The following is a 19,024-nucleotide window of genomic DNA, read 5'->3' as shown; positions in this document are numbered from 1 at the left end:
CGTCGGTGAGCAGCGATGCACCGCTCGCAATGTCGATCTTGCCGGGGCCAACGGCATTCAGGAATTGGAACCACCATTGGCGACCGCGAGCACGGCCGGACTGAAATTGGGATCCGCGTACAAATAGGGGCTGATGTTGGCATACACATAACCGAGCGTGGAATCGACGGCGTTGCTGCTCAATCCGCGCGTATCGATGGTCGCGCCGCCCGCCATGTTGACGGCCTTGCCGACCAGGAACACCTGGCCCGCGCGGATGATGGCGCCGTCGAGCAGGTTGATGGCCGAGGTCGTACTTGCGTCAAAATAAACGTTGGCGCCGACGCCGGGCTTGTTCTCCACGAAGAACATGCTCGTGCCGCCGAGCAAGAGCGTCGATGCCTTGAAGGCGTTGATGTCGTCGCTCGAGATGGACGTATGCCCGACGATGGGCGTGCCCCCCGGTGCCGTGATGTCGAGCACGACAGGGCCCGACGTGACGGCAGCCGGCTTGATGATCAGCGTGCCGTCAATGCCGCCTTTGGCGCCATCGAACAGCGCGGTGCCGGCGAAGGACAGCGATTTCGTATTATCAACCGACGGGAGCAGGCTGATTTCAAGCACCTTGCCGTCCTCCGGCAAACGAGGCCGGAAGCCGCCGAACTGGGCCGCCTGCGCACGCCCGAAATCGGCATAGCTCGTTTCGTTATATTGCGAATAGCGCCGCGTGTTCTGGCCGGAGGTGAGGATCACCCGCGTCGGCAGCGCGTCCCGGCTTCCGGTATTGGCGACGCCGAGATAGCCCGATGCGATGATGGAGCCATTGCCGATGGTCACGGGCGCAATCGTGGTGGCACCCGTCGAGCCAAGCTCGACGCGATAGCCGCCGGGCAGCAGCGCATAGCTGGAGGGCAGCAGCGTATAGGTGCCCGCCGGCAGTCCCGGCACGCCAGAGGGAAGCGTGATCTGCTGGCCAATCGCCGGATCGCCAGCGCCGTTGGTTGCGATCGCTGGCGCATAATCAGCGGCGTAACCGGGCAGGATCGCATAGACCTTGTTGCCGGAGGCGCTGTAGCTGTTGACCGGATTGGCATTGACGAGCGCTGTCTTCAGCACATCGACCGAACCGCCGCGGCCGGAAATGAAACCCGCGCCGGTGAGCGCGCCGCCGCCGGTGAGATCGAGCACGGCCCCGACCTCGCCCACGACCGATGCGGCGTTGATCGAAACGCCGCTCGAGATCTTAATGCCGTGCTGGTCATCATACGACGCGCTTGCCAGGTTGCGCAGCGTGCCGTCCGCGCCTTGATAGGTGAGCCCGTCCGAGGTGCCCCCAAAGGGCATGATCAGGCCGGCCGCGCTCGCGGACGTAATGCTGCCGCTGCGGAACGTGATACGCGCGTTAGGCGGCACGGCATTGGCCGCGGACTGATCATAAGTGTTTAACCAGATATGACCCAGCGGCGCGCGAAGAACGCCGCCCTGGTCGATGTCGACGGCGAAGAAGGCGAGACCGCCGAAGACCGAAGCCGGGACCGCTGGTGTCTGATCGTCATTGCGGCGGATGGTGAGACGGGTATCTGGGGCATAGCCGCCATCGTCCAATCCGGCCCGCTGCCCAGCCCTGATGATGGCGACCGCGCCGCTCAGAGGATAAATCTGATCCGCGATCAGCGTGAGATTGTAGGCATTGAGGCCGCCAACCTGTTCGTTTTGGTCAGCACGGATTGTGGCATCACCAACGCGAAGATCACCGCGGCTTTGCAACGTCACCTGGTCAAAGCCATAGGCGACGGCATCTCGGATCAGCCCTGAGCCATAGCCTTGCTGGGCCGTCGCGCCGAAATGAATATCCCCGTAAACATCGATGAGATCGGCGGAGATCGTGAAATGGCTGTCCTTCGCGATCGATTGAGGAGCACCAAGAAGGAAGCCCGACCCCACGTTGATGCCGGGATAGTACCCCTTGATATCCCCAACCTGTTCCGGCTTTGTCCCGCTGTAGTTAAACCCTTCCAGGCGGACGTAAGGCGCCGCAAGGCGAATGTTGACAGCGGATTGATCAGAGGGCGCCGTTATCACACCGCCTGACAAGCGGATGCTGCGCGAAAGCTGAAGATCGATATTGCCGCCAAAAACAAAGAGATCGCGAGTCGAGAGCGAGAGCGATGCAAATCCACCCGCTTCGATCTGGTCGACACCGATCACGGTGCGGCCGAATTGCAGGGCCGGATCTCCCTCACCCGGCTTAAGATCGGCGCTGAGGCCACTGCGACCCGCATACTGCACGAGGGTGATATCGCGCGACCTCTGGAAGGCTTCCGTCAAGTCGCCGGCGGCATAGGGCGAACTCGCGGTGGGTTGCCCCAGCGTATAACCTCGTTCAGCCATTGTCAGACTCAGCGCGCCGCCGGAGGCGCCGCTGCCGCCGCTTGCTGCACGCAAGGTGCCGTCGAGCGTGATGCCGAAGGCGGAATAGAGCGAGATCGTCCCGCCATCGCTCGCGGCCGGCGTCGAGACAGAGCCGTTGCCGGTGGAGACATCGACCAGCGCAGAGGTGCCTGATGCATCGATCATGGCGCCGGGACGAAGGATCACAAACGCATCGCTGACAATGGGCGCGCCCCCGTTGTCGACCGCGCCCGTGCCGCCGATGCGGATCGTGCCGCCGTCCGGCACAGCCGTGTAAGCAATCCCGCGCTCATCGCGTCCCACCGCGCCGCGTGCGGAGACATCCAGCACCGCGGCGTTGCCGATCCAGATCGACCGCGTCAGGGCGAATTCGCCATAGCCGAAATTATAGCGGCTGTCGCCGGGCGCGTCCTGCAGGCTCGTGATCAGGATATTGCCGGCGGGCGCCAAGATCGCGCCGTCGATGACGGTCTGGCGATTGGCGAAGATCGACACGGAACGCCCCGCATCGACGTTAATGGACGCGCCTTTCGCCAGCGTGAAATCATGCAGGCTCCAGAGCGTCACATCGGCGCCGACGCGCTGCGTGACGCTATGCGCGACGGGGTTGATGATGAAGCTCGGCGGCGTCCACAGCTCCGCGGCATCCGCGATAGGGCTTCCCGTCGCCGCGTCATAGCTCTTGTCCGTGAAGCGATAGACCGGCACCTCGACGTCAAGGCGCGTCCCCTCGCCGATCTCCATGCCGGTGTTGCTGGAGATCTTGTACGCGGAGAAGCCGGACCGGAAGATCTCGGGATCGAGCACCAGCGCATCGGCCACGCTTTTGCCGATCGCGATCGCTTGGCCCGCATCCAATGTCAGTGTGCCGCCGCCGCCAAAACCATAGGCGCGGATAGCGCCATCAAGGATGAGCGGATTGGTGAAGAACTGCGTCGAGGCTAGATGCGCATAATCATTGGCGACGAGGCTGACATTGCCGCCCTTGCCGCCTTTGGTTTTGCCATCCACCAGGATGGCGCCGCCTGACGACACGTCAATGAGCGAACCCTTCGAAAGCGTGATGCCGCCTGTGGTCGAGACGGTGAAATTTCCGCCATCAAGATGCGCGAGACGTGATGAATCGGTTTGCGTGTCGCGGAATTCGTTGGTCCACAACCCGCTGAGATCAACGGCAACCCTCTCGCCGATCGTGACCTGCGAATTGCCGTTCGCATCGTTGAGCGCCCACCATTGCTCGTTCTGCCCCTTGCCGAGCACGGCATGCATGAGATTGGTCAGCGTGAGGCTGCCGCCGCGAGCCGTGACGTCCGCGGCGATATCGACATGCGGCGCCGCGAAGGTCACCTCCGCGCCGGGCGCAAGCTCAAGCGGCGCCTCGACAACGATTTCCTTGCTGCTCGCAAAGTTGAGACCGCCCAGCTTGGCGGCATTGATCGCATCCGCATCAAACAACGCGGTGCCGATGCGGCTGTCAGGCAACGCCGATGTGTCGTTCAGCGCCTCGGTGATGCCAGGCACACGGCCAAAGACGACCCGCGCAGCGGATGCATCGGTGAGGCCGATGCCCGAGTAGCTGCCGAGCGCGAGCCTGCCTTGGAGCGGCGCGACGTCCTGCGGCAGCTTGTAGCCATCGGTGGTGCCACTCGGCCGCGCCGTGGTCTGGCGCTCACCCTTGACGATGTCGGCGAGGATGGTGGCTTCGAAGATCGACGTCGGCGTCGACAGAATGAGGGAGCCGGCGTCGCGGCCGACGGTGTAGCCATCCTCCCAACGCAGATTGACGGCGCCCTTGCCGAACGGGGACGCCCAGATCTCGGTCAGCGGATCGTAAGCTTCGCCCTGGATATAATGCTTGCGCACATAGCCGCCGCCGAGCGCCATGAACTGCATATCGGCGCGCGCATTGTTGATATTGTAGGTTCGGCCGTCGGCTCCCAGGAAGTTGGTGGTCCTGATATAGCCACCCTCATAGCTGACCGAGCCGCCGGAGACGTCGAACACCGCCCCCTTCTGCGCGACCACCTCCGGCGCCGCCAGGGTGATAGTGCCGCCGAGCGCGGTCCATTCCCCGATGCGGTGGGCGGTATTGGCGAGATAGCCCGAGACCTCGAGCAAGCCGCCCGGCGTATAATAGCGGTCGGTCGAATAGCCGCCGGTGCCGGCCGGCACCAGCACCAGGTTGCGCGCGTCGATCCAGACATCCGCGTTCTTCAGATAGTCCTGATCGCGATTGATGGGTGAATCGCGCAGCTCATTGCCTTGCACGTTGACCATGATGTTGTTGGCCGACATCGGCAGCAGCACGCCGCGCACGCCCGAGACATCGATCACCGCGCCATCCTCGGCGAAAACGCGGCGACCGGCGGAGACTGCGACCTGCCCGCCTTGCGCCTGCGTGATGGAGCCATCTTTGAAGACCACGTTGCCGCCACTGACGATCTCGACGCGGCCCTGGTCGAGCCGATCGGCGAGCAGCGAGAGATTGTTGAACTGGGCGTTGGCGGCCGGGACGTGGGTGAAGGCGTTGGAATCGGCAATCAACTGGTTGCGCTGGCTGTCGAGCGCGGTCTCGGTGCTGCCGAGCTCGGGCAGGATGGCGGTCAGACTGCCGCTGCCGAGCGTGACGCTGCCGGCGGCATCGGAGGCAGCGTTCAAGAGGTGGATGGTGCCGCGGGTGTTGACCGAGGTGGTGGCAACCAGCACGCCGTCCTGGCCGATGCTGTGGCCCGCGAGCGTGATATCGCCTTGCTGGGCGAAGATCAGGCCGGAATTGCCAACGGCCGCGAACGCATCACGGACGATCGGCGAAATCTCGTTACCGCGAGTGGTCGAGGCCTGGTTGGAGTCGGTGCTGTAGCCCGGCCGCAGCAGGAAGTCGTTGCCGGCCGCTAGCTGCACCTGGCCGCGCGGCGCGCTGATCGAGCCGGCATTGCTGACATCGGTGCCCATCAACAAGACGAAGCCGCCGCCCTGCTTCGCCGACGACGGCGCCCTGGTCACGATCAGCGCGCCGGCCTCAACCGTCACGGCGCCGCCGGCATCGGTGAAGCTCGGCACGTACTGGCCGCCCTGCTGCCGTGCGTAGATGCCACTGGTGAGGAACTGGTCGTTGGTGATGTTGGCGGTCGAAGCGATCAAGCTGCCGACATTCACCTGACTCGCGCCGCCGAAGATGATGCCGTTCTGGTTGATCACATAGACCGAGCCGTCGGCCTTGATGTTGCCGAGGATCTGGCTCGGCGCCGTGCTGCCGACCACGCGGTTGAGCGCCACCCAATTCGCATTGCCCTGCTGGTCGAAAGTGAGCGTGGTGCGCGCGCCGACGTTGAACGAATTCCAATTGAGGATCGCCTGCGCCCTGGTCTGCTGGATGCCGACCTGGGTCTGGCCGCTGGCATCGACGGCCTGCGTCGGCGCATTCGCGCCCTGCCATCCGGGCGCGGCTTGCAGGCCGCCCGGCGCCAGCCCGTTCGGTACCGCGACCTGCGGGAGCGTCGCGGAGCGCTGCGAGGCCTGCGCTGCGAGGCGCGCCGCATCCTGCACCGCCTGCATCGCCTGGATGGCGCGCGTGGCCCGCGCCAGCGCATCCTGGCTTTGCTTGGCGACTGCCGCGGCCTCCTGCGCCGCCGACTGCGATGCTGCCATCGCCGCCGCCGATGGTGTCGGCGCCTGTCCGCCCAGTGGGCGCGCCATCACCGCCGCATTCGCCAGGAACAGCGCCATCACACTGACGCCGGTCAGCAGCGCCGCGTGACGGGCATGGCGGCGCGTGGGACCGGTGGCGGTCGAGGACGGACGGGCGGACATCGGGCGGCTCCTTCAGACAACGGTACGCCCCTGACGCTGCAGCCGGATGTCGCCGCCGCCTCGGGGGTCAAGAGAGGTCTCACCGCTGAGACCGAATCCCGAGTGGCCGTTGACTACGCTTTCGGAAGATTTTTTTGAGAAATTTTTTACCCGCCCTCGCCCGAATCAGCTCAGCAGCACGATTCCACCCGGCAATCGCTGCAGTTTTGCGCCGAACGCACGCCCCAATCCCAACAGCGCCTCATTCATCTGATCGATGCGAAAGCGACCGCTGAGCTGTTTCTGGCCCAAGGCCGCGTTCATCAAAATGATGCGGCCGGGCCGATATCGATTGATTTCTTCCACGGCTTCGATGAGTGGCGTACCGCGGAATTCGACGATGCCGCGCTGCCACTCCGAGGCTAGCTGCGGATCGACTGCAGCAATCTGGCTCAGTCCCGCAAGATCATAGCGCACGCGCTGGCCAGATCGCAGGGCCACCACGTCGGTTCCACGTTCAATCCGCACCGCGCCCTCGAAACAGGTCACGCTGACCGGGGACCGCTCGCCGCTTGCGGTGTAGCGAACATCGAACCGGCCGGATTCGGTGGTCGTCCTGCCGTCTGCCGCCAGGACCACGAGCGATCGCGCCAGGCGCGTCGATATTGCAAACGACGCCTCGCCGGAGAGCAACTCGATGCGATCTTCGATTCCTTCCGCGGGACGGATGGCCAGGCTCGTCTGCGTGTTCAGGCCGATCGCCACGTCGCCAGCGAATGTGACATGGCGTTGCTCGCCGGTGCCGGTGCGGTAATCCGAATTCAGTTCGGACAATGACGGCCAAAGTCCGAACGGCGGGTCGAGCACGCCGTAGACCGATACCGCGGCAAGTGCCGCGACGCCGCCGCTCAACACCGCGCGACGGCTCATCCTGCGGCGCCGTCCCAGCGCATCGAGCTTGGCTACAAAGCTTTCATCCGGATCCGACAGAGCATGGCCGGCGGCACCGGCCGTACGCCATAGGCGCTTCGCCTCCAAAAAGGCGGCTTCATGGAGAGGACTGCGCGCGCGCCAGAGTTCCAGCGCCGCCAGGTCTTTCGGCGTCATGTCTCCGGATGTGAGCTTCTGCAGCCGGTTGACCGCTTCCCGCTCTACCGGATCCAGACCTGGATGTGCCTTGCTCATCTCGATGCTGCACCTTTCGCGGCTTCTTCCGTGAGAACGCCGGCGACGATTGCAGGAATTCTTGCCTCTAAGACGATTCTCGGCGACCGGAAGTGCACGCTCAACCCTTCAATTCCTTATAGCGCGCCAGACAATGTTCGAGTGCCAAGCGGAGTTCTTTCGCAACGAGCTGCCGGGAGATTCCGAGCCGGTCGGCGATTTCCTGGCGGGGAACATTGCCCACCCGCGCCGCCAGAAAGATCACCCGTCGCCGCTCGGGGAGTTCGTCGACGATCGCCTCGAATGCCTCCAGGTCAGACCGCGCCAACATGGTTTGCTCAGCCGTCGGCGCATCGTCGGGCAGCTCAAGCAGGCTTTCGATCTCGATGGCCGATATGCGTTGACGCCGCTCCATCCGGCGGCGATCCTCTGCCACGTTCAACGCGATTCGGAAGAGATAGCTGCGCGGACTTTGAACGGCGCCAATCGATTCCGCGCGCGACAGGCGCAACCACGTGTCCTGCATGGCATCGCCGGCGAGATCGGCCGAGCCGAGGCGTTGAGTCAGACGCGCCTTGAGGTCGTCATAGCGATCGACAAACAGGCGGCGGATGATCGTCAAGGCGTTCTCGGTCATGGCCGGGTCCCGGCCGATCGGAGGTTGGGATCGGGCTTGCCGCAACCCTGCACCACGCCGGGCCCTTGCGGCACGATCAAGATCAAGACCGGCTGCAGGAAGCCCGCCGGCGGCGGCTCGTTGAACCGCACGCTGCGCAAGGTCGCATCAATCCGCTCATCGGCATCCGGCGTGCCGGTGGACCCGATACGTTGGGATCTCTGGACGGCACCGTCTGGCGCGATCCAGAACACGGCGGCGAAGCGATACCTGCCCGGACGCGCGCCGCCCGATCGGCAAAGAGCATCCGCAATGCTCGCCTGAATCTGTCCATAGTAACGCCGATGTTCTGGCGATCGTGTTTGCTGCGCCGCCTGCTGAGTGGCGAGCGGTTCTGGCAACAGCACGAAAGTCGTCTCGGCGACGAACTCGGCAGCCAGACCGGTGCCCGACAGGAGCTTTCGGAGCGCCTCGTCCAGCGCAAACACGCCCAGGACATCGCCGGAGAGGCGGCCGGCCGCAAGGCTCGTGTCGTAGAGGGCGTCGCGTCCGGTCGCATCGACATAGCGACTGAGTGCGGCGGCGAGCGGTTGCGAGGGGATATTGAATTCGATCGGCGCATTCGCTGGCCTTGTCTGAGCCGCGGCCATGTCGATACCCGCAGCCATGCCCGCGACGGTCAACGCGCATGCCCAAGCTGCCAGCCGCCTATTGGCCGACGCAGCGACAACACGCTTGGCGCGATCCGGTTTGAGTTCGGCTTGGGCCGATCGAAGCATCACCACTGTCCCCGCCCACGCAGATCAGGACAGCCGCTCCAGCTTCCCAGTGCTACGACCTGCCCGCCGACGGTCCAAATTGCGCGTCAGCGCACATCCCAAGCCAACGCGCGGCGGACGCTAGTGACGTAATATTACGGTTTGACGACAACCGAAGCCCTCACGTGTCCGGCTTCGCCGCGGCAGAAGCCGGTTTCCATGTCCCCGTCGTGTCCCATCTCGGTATCCGTGTCGACGATCCAGCCCAGGCACATGGGTGCCCGCCTCAGTCGCTCACGCGAGACTCGCAAGTGGCAATTCGGTGGTCGACTTGATCTGCTCCATCGTGAACATCGACGAAACGTCGTGCAAGTCGATCTTTGCGATCAATCGTTGGTAGAGATCATCATAGGCGCGAATGTCAGATACGACAGCTCGGATCAAATAATCGACGTCGCCGCTCAAGCGATAGAAATCCACGACCTCCGGAAAACTCGTGACGATTTTCCGGAATTTCTGCGCCCACTCCGCATTGTGTTGGTTGGTCTTGACGGCGATGAAGACGCTGACACCAAGGTTCAGCTTTTCCGCGTCCAATAGCGCCACCCGGCGTTTGATGTAGCCGGAGCTCTCAAGCTTCTGGATCCGCCGCCAGCAGGGCGTCGAACTCAACCCGACCCGCTCGGCAATGTCCTGCATCGAGAGGCTGCTATTCACCTGCAGCGTTGCCAAGATCTTGCGGTCGAAGTCGTCGAGCATGCAAACCTCCGAATCCAGGAGGGAAAAGAATGTTTTGGTTGCCGTGAACCTTGTTTGAAGAATGTTATTGCCATATGCACGCTGCGGCTAGCATGAACTTTCATCAGACGCTGTACAATCTCGCGGCAGCGTGTAGCGTCCCCGCCGCGAGCCAGGCGCCCTCATGGGAAATCTGCTGATGAAAAGCCCGCCAGGCGAGGCATCGGACAGCTAAAGCGGCCAATCCTTGCCTGTTCCGGCGGCAGTGCGGCTTACAGCCGCTGGCCGCCGCTGGCGTCGATCTGTTGGCCCGTGACCCAGCCGCCATCGTCGGACGCCAGGAACGCGACGACCTTGGCGATATCGGCGGGCTGGCCGACACGTCCAAGCGCAATCGAATTGGCAACCGCGCGGCTGGCGACGGGGTCGCGCGCGTTGGCGTTCATGTCGGTCGCAGTGGCGCCTGGCATCACGGAGTTCACCGTGATTTGTCGCCCGCCAAGATGAACGGCGAGCAGCCGACTGAACGCCTCCAGGCCCGCTTTTGTCGGCGCATAGGCCGCCATGGCGGGGTAAGCGGCGCGCGTTCCCATCGACGAAATGTTGATGATGCGGCCACCGTCGCGGAGATGGGGCAACAGAGCCTTGATAAGAAAGAACGGCGATTTGAGATTGGTCTGCAACAGAAGCTCAAAATCTTCTTCCGTAATCTCCTCGATCGTCGCACGCTTGCCGACACCGGCATTGTTGACGAGGATATCGAACGCTGTGTTGCCGTATCGCTCGGTTAGTTCCGCGGTGAACTTTGCGGCAAGCGCCACGGCACCGCCACGCGCCGATAGATCGGCCTGCAGTGCAAACGCAGCCCCACCGGCAGCGACGATCGCGTCGACAACAGCGCGCGCGGCACCCTCGGCAGAGTGATAATGAACCGCAACGATCGCACCGTCTTCTGCAAGCCTGAGTGCGATCGCCTGCCCGATGCCGCGGCTGGCGCCGGTGACCAATGCAATCTTGCCTGCCAGCGTGCTCACGCCGACCAGCCTTTCGCCGCCTCGAGCTGGCGGGCGCGATCAATCAGCGATTTGCGGTCGATCTTGTTGGTGCCAGCCCAGGGCAGCTCATTGACGAACTCGATGCGGCGCGGATGCTGATAGGCCGGTCCATTCGCGATCGTGAATTTGCGGATATCGTCCGCGGTCGGCTTGGCGTCGGCGCGGGTGACGATGAAGGCGACCGGGACCTGGCTGCGCTCCTCGTCCGGCAGCGGCACCACCGCCGCCTGCTGCACCTGCGGATGACGTTCGAGCAGCTTCTCGACCTCGCCCGGATAGACGTTCTCGCCCGAGCAGACGAACATGTCGTCGGCGCGGCCGACGAAATAGTAGAAGCCGTTCCCGTCGCGACGCATCACGTCGCCGCTGTAATACCAGCCATCGGTGATCGCCTTCGCCGTCTGCTGCGGCAGATTGTGATAATGATCCATCAGCGCAGGATTGCGCATCAACAGCACGCCCTCATTCTCGGTACCATTGATGAGCTTGACGGTCTCGGGATCGATAGGATAGCCGAGCGCGAGCGGCGGCGTTGGAATGCCCTTTGGATGCGGCCCGAACACCGCGGGCCCGGCTTCGGTGGTGCCGTAGCCGATGGAGAGCGTGACGTTCGGCAGGACCTGCTTGATCTTGTCCCACAGGCCCATCGTCATCGGCGCCGAGCCCAGCATCAATCGCCTGACGGAAGTGATGTCGTTCTGAGCCAGCAGCTCGCGCTCCTTGACCACCCGCGCCCACATGGTGGGAACGGCCGTCGCCGCCGTTGCCTTGTACTTGGCGATCGCCTCGATATAGCTCCTGGTCTCGAACGATGGCAGCAGCACCACGGACGCGTTGGTCGCAAAGATTGTCTTGGTCGCGAATAACCCATTCATGTGAAACAGCGGCTGCGCGATGATGTAGCGCTCGCTTTCGTTGAGCGCGCCGCTGGTTCGGGTGGAGAGCGCCCAGAGCTGACCGAGATGCGACAACGGCACGCCTTTCGGCCGGCCGGTCGAACCGGAGGTGTAGAGCATCTGGCCCACTTCGTCCGGCCCGGCCACGACGCTGTCGAAGGAATCGAAGGGCTTTATGCTCGCGGCAAAACCGTTCGGCCCAACGTCGTCGAAGTCGATCGCCGGAATGCCCTCGCGCACCTGAGGGCGGTTCGCACCGTCGACAAAGGCGAGCGCGATCTTGGCGTCGTCCATCACATAGTCGATGGTATCGCGCGCGACCTTGATATTGACGGGCACCGCGATACAGCCCGCGCGCATGATGCCGAAATAAGCCGCGACATATTCGGCGCGATTGAATGACAGGATGGCGATATGCGTACCGCGGGAAAATCCACGGTCTGTCAGATATTTTGCGACCCCGTTGGCGAGCTGATCGACCTGTCGGTGGGTATAGATCCTCGGGCCACCGGGCAAGGCGAGATCGATGATCGCTTCCTTGTCCAGGTTGCCCCTGCGATCGATCAGATCGCCCAGATTGTGCCAACGCATCGGCAGAACTCCGTCTTTCGTATCAGCTAACTGGCCGCACTCACTGCCCGCGGCAACTCGGCGGGCTGCTCAAGCAAGTCGTAATGGCAGGCCACCATTCGGCTGCCGGACACCTTTCGCAGTACCGGCCGCTCCTTGCCGCAGCGCTCGCGCGCCATCGGGCAGCGCTCATGGAAGCTGCAGCCTTGGGGTGGATCGAGCGGGCTTGGCAGTTCGCCCTGCAAGACCTGCTTGGCCCGGCCGCGCGCCAGTCGTGGATCGGCGATCGGCGCCGCCGCCAGCAGGGCAAGCGTGTAAGGATGCGCCGGCTGCCGCCAAATTTCTTCACCGCTGCCGCTTTCGACGATGCGGCCGAGATACATCACGATCAGACGATCGGAGATGTGTTCGACCACCGAGAGGTCGTGGGAAATGAAGAGAAAGGACACGCCGGTCTGCTGCTGCAGGTCCTGCAACAGATTGATCACCTGTGCGCGGACGGAGACGTCCAGCGCCGATACCGGCTCGTCGCAGATGATGACTTTCGGCCGCAGCGCGAGCGCACGCGCAATGCCCACGCGCTGGCGCTGGCCGCCGGAGAACTCGTGCGGATAGCGGCGCTCGGCATCCGCCGGCAGGCCGACTTGCCTGATCAGCTCGGCAACACGATCGCGAATGTCACGGCGCGACCAGCCGGCAACGCTGAGCGGTTGGCCGATGATGGTGCCGACGTCATGGCGCGGATTGAGCGAGCCATAGGGATCCTGAAAGATCATCTGCATGTTCTTGCGTAGGGACTTGAGCTGCCCGCTCGACATGCTCGTGATGTCCCGCCCGTCAAGCACGATGCGGCCGTCGGAGCTCGGGACCAGCCGCATGATCGCCTTGCCGAGGGTCGACTTGCCGCAACCGGATTCGCCGACCAAGCCGACGGTTTCTCCGGCTTCGAGCTCAAAGCTGACGTCGTCGACCGCGCGCACAGTGCCCTGCGCGGTCTGGTACTGAACGCAAAGGCTACGTACGGACAACAGCGGCATGTCGCGACAGCTCCTCTTCGGCGGCGAAACACGCCGCAGTGCGTCCCGGCAATAGCGACATCAGGTCCGGTCTCTGCGCGCGGCAACGATCGAATGCGTCGGGACAGCGATTCTGGAAGGCGCAGCCGGCCGGCAGGTCCGACAGCGGCGGCACGCTGCCGCCAATCTCTGCCAGGCGGGTGCCGCGCCGACGCGTCGCCGAAGGCGTGGCACCGAGCAAGCCGCGGGTGTAGCGATGCAGCGGCCGCTCGAATAGCGCCTCTACCGGCGCCTCCTCGACCTTGCGGCCGGCATACATCACCACAACGCGGTCGGCGGTCTCGGCCACGACGCCGAGGTCGTGCGTGATGATGATCAGCCCCATGCCCGAACTCGCTTGCAATTCCTTGAGCAAGGCAAGGATCTGCGCCTGGATCGTCACGTCGAGCGCCGTGGTCGGCTCATCGGCGATCAAAAGCTTCGGCCCGCAGGCGATCGCCATCGCGATCATGACGCGCTGGCTCATGCCGCCGGACATCTGATGCGGAAAATCGTTCAGCCGTCGCTCGGCATCGGGGATGCGCACCTGGCGCAGCAATTCGACGGCGCGGGCATGCGCCTCGGCACGCGAGACGTCATTGTGCTGCTGAATCGCCTCGATCAATTGGTCGCCGATGGTGGTGACCGGATTGAGCGAGGTCATCGGATCCTGAAAGATCATCGAGATGTCCTTGCCTCGAACCCGCCGCATCTCGCGATCGGACAAGGACGTCAGCTCGCTGCCCATGAAACGCACGCTACCGCCGACGACCTTCGCCGGCGGATATGGCAACAGCCGCATGACCGCGAGCGCGGTCAGCGATTTGCCGCAGCCAGACTCGCCGACAATCGCTACCGTCTCGCCTGCCGCCACCGTCAACGACAGCCCATCCACCGCCGGCAGCACGCCGCGGCGCGTGAACAGCGACACCTTCAGCCGGTCGATCTCGAGAACCGGGCCGTTGCCAGCCGCCATGTCAGCGATCCCTGAGTTTCGGATTAAGCGCATCGTTGAGACCATCGCCGACCAGGTTGAGCGCCAGCACCGTGACCATGATCGCCAGTCCCGGCACGGCGCAGATGTACCAGGAGGTGCGGATCAGGGTCCGGCCATCGCCGATCAGCCGCCCCCAGCTCGAGACGTTGGGATCGCCAAGCCCCAGGAACGACACCGCGGATTCGAACAGCACGGCGCCGGCTATCACGAGCGAAGACAGCACGATCACCGGCGGCAGCGCATTTGGCAGGATCTCGCCAAGCATGATGCGCAAGTTTCCCATGCCCATGGCGCGGCAGGCCTGGACGAACTCACGATCGCGCAGCGCCATGAATTCCGCCCGCGTCAGTCGCGCAATCGGAGTCCATGTAACGATACCGACAGCGATCGTGACATATTCAATCTTCTGGCCGAGGATCGAGACGATCGTCAGTACGAAAATCAAATTCGGAACGGTCTGGAACAGCTCGGTGAAACGCATCAGCATTTCATCGACCCAACCGCCGAAGTAAGCGGCGGTGGCGCCGACCGTGATCCCGATCAGCGTCGCCGTGACGCTGGCGCATAGCCCTATCAACAGCGTCGTGCGCGCGCCGTACGCGATCATCGCCGCGATGTCCCGGCCGAGCGAGTCGGTGCCCAACGGGTAGCGCGAATTGACAAAGGGCCAGATCTCGGGACGGCCGACGATGCGCAAGGGGTTGCGCGGGAACAGCCAAGGCGCCGCCAGCGCGACGCCGATCACGACAATGACGAGCAGAAGGCCGATCAGCGCGGCGCGGTTGCGCGCGAAGCGACGAACAAAATCGATCCCGAGCCTGAGCATCCGCCTACCTCGCCCGGATGCGCGGGTCGAGCCGCAGATAGAGCAGATCAACGGTTGCGTTGGCGACCGCCACGAGCAGCGAGCCAAGCACGAGCACGCCAAGCACCATCGGAAAATTCCGGCTCATCACGCTGTCGAACAGCAGGCTGCCGATGCCGGGCCAACTGAACACGGCCTCGATCACGACGGAGCCACCCAGGATGGTGCCGAGCTGCAGGCCGAGCAGCGTCACGATCGGAAGCAACGCGTTGCGCATGACATGTGCGACCACAACGCGTGACGGCGAGAGCCCCTTGGCGCGCGCGGTGCGGACGAAGTCGAGCCGGAACACTTCCAGCATCGAGGCCCGCATCACCCGCGCATAGGTCGCGGCATAGAACAACCCGAGCGCCGTCGCCGGGAGCACCAGATGGTGCATGACATCGAGCGCATCGGCGAACGCGCCGTTGCCGGCTCCAATCGTCCGCATGCCTCCGACCGGAAACCAGCCGAGTTTGACCGCGAACAGCACCGTCATCATGATGCCGAGCCAAAAGCTTGGCGCGGCGAAGAAGAACACTGCCGCAAGCGAGATCAAATTGTCCCAGATCGTGTTGACCCTGACGGACGCCAGCACACCGGCCGTGACCCCCACGAGCAGTGCCACCGAAGTCGCCGCCAGCATCAGGATCACAGTGGCCGGCAACTGGTCCATGATCACGTTGAGCACCGGCGCGTTCTGCCGGTAGGAGAAGCCGAGATCGAGCCGCATCACCGACCAGATATACTTGGCGAGCTGCACCCAGGTCGGCTGGTCGACGCCGTAGGTGTGACGGAGCTGATCCAGCATCGCCGGATCGGAGATCTGCTGCTCGGCGGTCATGACGTCGAACAGGCTGCCCGGCGCGAGGTGGATCAGCACGAAGTTGAGCACGATCACCGCCAGAACCAGCGGGATTACCTGAGCCAATCGGCGAAGCACGATGCGGTTCAAGTCGGTGCTCCCTTATCTAGCGATCGAGCCAGAGTTCAGCCCAGCTTTCCCCCATGAAGTCGGCGGTAGCGGAGTGATTGCGGACGTCGGATCGGACAATCGTCACCGGCTCCAGATCGACCATGGGAAGCAGCGGAGCCTCTATCGTGGCCAGGCGATCGAAATCCTTGGCCAGCACGATGCGCTTCGGCTCATCGGTCTCGACCGTCATCTTGGCAACGATCTCGTCGAGCTTCGGATTGGAATAGCCGGTCGCGTTACGGAATGCGGCGCCCTTCACGATGCCGTCGGTGGTGTAATATTGCGTCGTGCTCGGGATGAGCTCGATGCCGCCGGAATTATTGGAGATCGCGACGTCATAGTCGTAATCGCTGTAGATCCGCTTGAGCGAGGTGGCTCGATCCGGCACCGCGAGATCCACGGTGATATCGAGGTCCTCGAACGCCTGCTTCACATACTGGCCGATCTTGATGTTCTCCTCGAACCAGCCGGCCGAAACCAGGCTGAGCTTGAAGCGCGAGCCGCCCTTCACCGGGAAGCCCGCGGCATCCAGCATCTTCCCTGCCTTCTTGACGTCGAACGGATAGTCCTGGACGTCGTTGGTGAAGAAGATCGTATTGGAACTGTGAACGGCGCCGAGCGAGGGACGCGCACGGCCGAAGAACACGGTGTCCGCAATAAACTGCCGATCGATGGCCTGCATCAGCGCTTGACGCACCTCGCGCTTGTTGAAGATGTCGCGGCGCTGGTTGAACTCGATGGTGGTGACCCAGGCCGAGTTCGCATATCCCTTGGTCTCGGCGATAATCTTGCCACCGGAGGCCAGCCGCGCGATATCCGGCATCGGGATCGGATTGAAGGTTCCGATGTCGAGCTGCCCTGCCTCAAACGCAGCCGCCCTTGACGCCGGATCGCGCCACCAGCGAATGACCAGGCGGTCGAGATACGGCAGTCCCGGATTCCAGTATTTCTCGTTGCGCAGATACTCGACATGGCTGCCACGCACCCATTCCTTGACTTTGAACGGGCCGGTACCAATAGGCGCGTTATTGATCGGATTGGTGATGATGTTGCTGCCGGCGTAGATGTGCTTTGGAATTACCAAGCCGGATTTGCCGGCCAGCACAGATTTGAGGAAGAATTCAGGGACCGGGGCCTTGAACTTCAGCACCACGGTGAGCGGGTCGGTAGCCTCCGCGCTTTCGAGCGCATCGAGAGAGACGCCGGCCGAGATCGGCTTCCAGTACTGCATCGCGTTGAAAACGACATCCTCGGCGGTGAACGGATTGCCGTCATGCCAGGTGACGCCCTCGCGCAGCTTGATCGTGTAGCTCTTGAAGTCGGCCGATGGCTTGATGTCGACGGCCAGCACCGGCTCGAACTTCAGATCGACCGTCAGGCGGATCAGACGCTCCAGTACCTTGGTCGAGGTGAAGTACGGACTTGAGCCGCCGCCCGGCGGCACGAACAGGGATTGCGGCTCGAAGCCGCCCCAGGTGCCGATCAGCGTACCACCACGCTTTGGCGTTTCCAGCCCAGCCAGCGCAGGTTCGGCCATGCTTGATGCGAGCGCGGCACCCGCCGTGGTGATCAGAAAGTCACGTCTCGAAAACCTGCTCATCGTCTGGCCCCTCTATGATTGCGTCGAACCGGCCTCATTGCAGCGCGCATCCGTCCCGTTCTTGCTGTTACTTTGTATCCAGCGTCGAATAGGTGCCCCTTCCGATCGCGAGCAACGAACCCTTCTCGTCGAACACATCGACATCAGCGACGCCGACGCTCTTGCCGGCGCGCCGCACGCGTGACACTGCAACCAGCGCCGTATCGACCGCAGGCCTGAGGTAGTCGACGCGGAAATTGACAGTCGGCAGGCCCCGCCCGACCATCATGCCGACGGCAAAATCGCCGACCGTGTCGATGACGGAAGCGATCACGCCGCCGTGCCATTGCTTCGAGCCGGGACGACGCTCGAATTCGGGACGCATCGCCGAGCGCATGGTGACTTCCTGCTTGACCGGATCGGCGTCCATGACGGTCAGACCGAGGAACAGATTGAACGGCGAGACATCCAGCATCTTCTGGATATCGGCCGCGGTAAGCGTGGTGACTTCTGTCTTGCTCACGGCGTCACCACGACTTTGCCGAACACCGCCCGATCTTCGATCACGCGCACCGCTTCCTTGGCCTGTTCAAGCGGATAGGACTTGTCGATCAGGACCTGCAGCTTGCCCGCCTGCACCAGATCGAACAGCTTTTCGATATCCTCGCGCTCCCAGCCGTTGGAACCGAGGACCTGCAGCTCGAAAGTCCAGATGAAACGGAGGTCCTCGGTGGGCGAAAATCCAGCCGTGGCGCCACAGGTCAGGAGACGGCCTCCCAGCTTCAGGCAGCGAAGCGACTTCACCCAGGTGTCGCCCCCGGTAAAATTGACCACCACGTCGACGCCGCCGCCTTCAACGAAGCGCCGGCGATGCGGCTTGCCGTGGCGCTCGAAGACTGCCTTCATGAAATCGGTCTGCGTGTAGAGAATGATTTCGTCGGCGCCGAGCTCCTTGAGCCGCCGCCCCTTCTCCTCGCTGCCGGCACAGGCGATCACATAGGCGCCGGCCAGTTTCGCGAGTTGCACACAGCAAACGCCGACGCCGCCGCTCGCGCCAAGGATCAGTACTTTTTCGCCCGGCTTGATCTTGCCGATCGTGTTCATCATGCGGATCGCCGTGCCGTAGGCCACCGGCAGCGCCGCCGCCTGCTCGAAGCCGACATTGTCGGGAATCTTAACCAATTGGTGCGCCTTGGCCCGGCAATATTCCGCGAGGCCCCCGTCCTGGGTCTCGCCCATCAAGCCGCCTTCGACGCGGTTGACCGGATCAATCAGCACGCGATCGCCGACCTTCCAGCCGGTGACGCCCGCGCCAAGCTCCGCGATCTCGCCGACTACGTCGAGGCCGATGATGACCGGCAGCGGCACCTTGATGCCGGGCATGCCGCGGCGGGTGAACACATCGTGGTAGTTGATCGAAGAGGCCTTGACCCGCACGACGACGTCACCCTCCGCCGCCTTCGGCGTTGGATAATCGGGCACGAATTGAAGCTTGTCGTTGTCGCCATGTTCGCGAAGGACTAGGCCGTGTGGACAGTTACCTTATCCAGAGCAGAGTGGCGGCAATGGCGACGACGGCGAAGTAGTTTCGCGCGG

General features: G+C 63.5%; 14 protein-coding genes. All 14 read right to left on the bottom strand.

Features of this window, described 5'->3' with window-relative positions; genetic code table 11:
• Nucleotides 1–57: 57 nt before the first annotated feature.
• The 14 genes from AAFX91_RS05455 to AAFX91_RS05390 all read right to left on the bottom strand — a co-directional run bounded on the left by AAFX91_RS05455 (nt 58) and on the right by AAFX91_RS05390 (nt 18,910).
• Nucleotides 58–6,201: a filamentous hemagglutinin N-terminal domain-containing protein gene (locus AAFX91_RS05455; protein ID WP_394565780.1), complete on the bottom strand. Its 6,144-nt coding sequence runs from the start codon at nt 6,199–6,201 to the stop codon at nt 58–60.
• A 165-nt stretch (nt 6,202–6,366) separates the two neighbouring features.
• Complete coding sequence (locus AAFX91_RS05450) at nt 6,367–7,365, bottom strand: FecR family protein (RefSeq protein ID WP_394565779.1); 999 nt, start codon at nt 7,363–7,365, stop codon at nt 6,367–6,369.
• Nucleotides 7,366–7,465: 100 nt separating this feature from the next.
• Entirely contained in the window at nt 7,466–7,981 is a 516-nt protein-coding gene (locus AAFX91_RS05445) for an RNA polymerase sigma factor (protein ID WP_130578613.1), read from the bottom strand.
• On the bottom strand, nt 7,978–8,739 hold the full coding sequence (locus tag AAFX91_RS05440; RefSeq protein WP_130578614.1) for an STN domain-containing protein: 762 nt from the start codon (nt 8,737–8,739) through the stop codon (nt 7,978–7,980). Before AAFX91_RS05440 ends, AAFX91_RS05445 begins: the two co-directional genes overlap by 4 nt.
• Nucleotides 8,740–9,012: 273 nt before the next feature.
• Nucleotides 9,013–9,477: an Lrp/AsnC family transcriptional regulator gene (locus AAFX91_RS05435; RefSeq protein WP_130578615.1), complete on the bottom strand. Its 465-nt coding sequence runs from the start codon at nt 9,475–9,477 to the stop codon at nt 9,013–9,015.
• Nucleotides 9,478–9,728: 251 nt separating this feature from the next.
• Entirely contained in the window at nt 9,729–10,490 is a 762-nt protein-coding gene (locus AAFX91_RS05430; RefSeq protein ID WP_130578616.1) for an SDR family oxidoreductase, read from the bottom strand.
• Entirely contained in the window at nt 10,487–11,998 is a 1,512-nt protein-coding gene (locus AAFX91_RS05425) for a class I adenylate-forming enzyme family protein (protein WP_130578617.1), read from the bottom strand. The genes AAFX91_RS05430 and AAFX91_RS05425 overlap by 4 nt, the downstream gene beginning before the upstream one ends.
• 26 nt (nt 11,999–12,024) lie before the next feature.
• Complete coding sequence (locus tag AAFX91_RS05420; protein ID WP_130578618.1) at nt 12,025–13,014, bottom strand: ABC transporter ATP-binding protein; 990 nt, start codon at nt 13,012–13,014, stop codon at nt 12,025–12,027.
• On the bottom strand, nt 12,992–14,008 hold the full coding sequence (locus AAFX91_RS05415; RefSeq protein ID WP_130578619.1) for an ABC transporter ATP-binding protein: 1,017 nt from the start codon (nt 14,006–14,008) through the stop codon (nt 12,992–12,994). The genes AAFX91_RS05420 and AAFX91_RS05415 overlap by 23 nt, the downstream gene beginning before the upstream one ends.
• Before the next feature lies 1 nt (nt 14,009).
• Nucleotides 14,010–14,855, bottom strand: coding sequence for an ABC transporter permease (locus tag AAFX91_RS05410; protein WP_130578620.1), 846 nt, complete (start codon nt 14,853–14,855; stop codon nt 14,010–14,012).
• A 4-nt stretch (nt 14,856–14,859) separates the two neighbouring features.
• Nucleotides 14,860–15,828 (bottom strand): ABC transporter permease, encoded by a 969-nt coding sequence (locus AAFX91_RS05405; RefSeq protein ID WP_130578621.1) that lies wholly within the window; start codon nt 15,826–15,828, stop codon nt 14,860–14,862.
• Nucleotides 15,829–15,844: 16 nt separating this feature from the next.
• Nucleotides 15,845–17,449, bottom strand: coding sequence for an ABC transporter substrate-binding protein (locus AAFX91_RS05400; protein ID WP_130578622.1), 1,605 nt, complete (start codon nt 17,447–17,449; stop codon nt 15,845–15,847).
• Between the two features lie 67 nt (nt 17,450–17,516).
• Complete coding sequence (locus AAFX91_RS05395; RefSeq protein ID WP_207234451.1) at nt 17,517–17,951, bottom strand: PaaI family thioesterase; 435 nt, start codon at nt 17,949–17,951, stop codon at nt 17,517–17,519.
• On the bottom strand, nt 17,948–18,910 hold the full coding sequence (locus AAFX91_RS05390) for a zinc-binding alcohol dehydrogenase family protein (protein ID WP_394565778.1): 963 nt from the start codon (nt 18,908–18,910) through the stop codon (nt 17,948–17,950). The genes AAFX91_RS05395 and AAFX91_RS05390 overlap by 4 nt, the downstream gene beginning before the upstream one ends.
• Between the last annotated feature and the right edge of the window lie 114 nt (nt 18,911–19,024).

Origin of the sequence: Bradyrhizobium sp. 31Argb (assembly GCF_043638955.1) — a bacterium.
Classification (GTDB): Bacteria; Pseudomonadota; Alphaproteobacteria; order Rhizobiales; family Xanthobacteraceae; genus Bradyrhizobium.
Note: the sequence above shows the minus strand (reverse complement) of the source record. Positions and strands in the feature narration are given on the sequence as shown.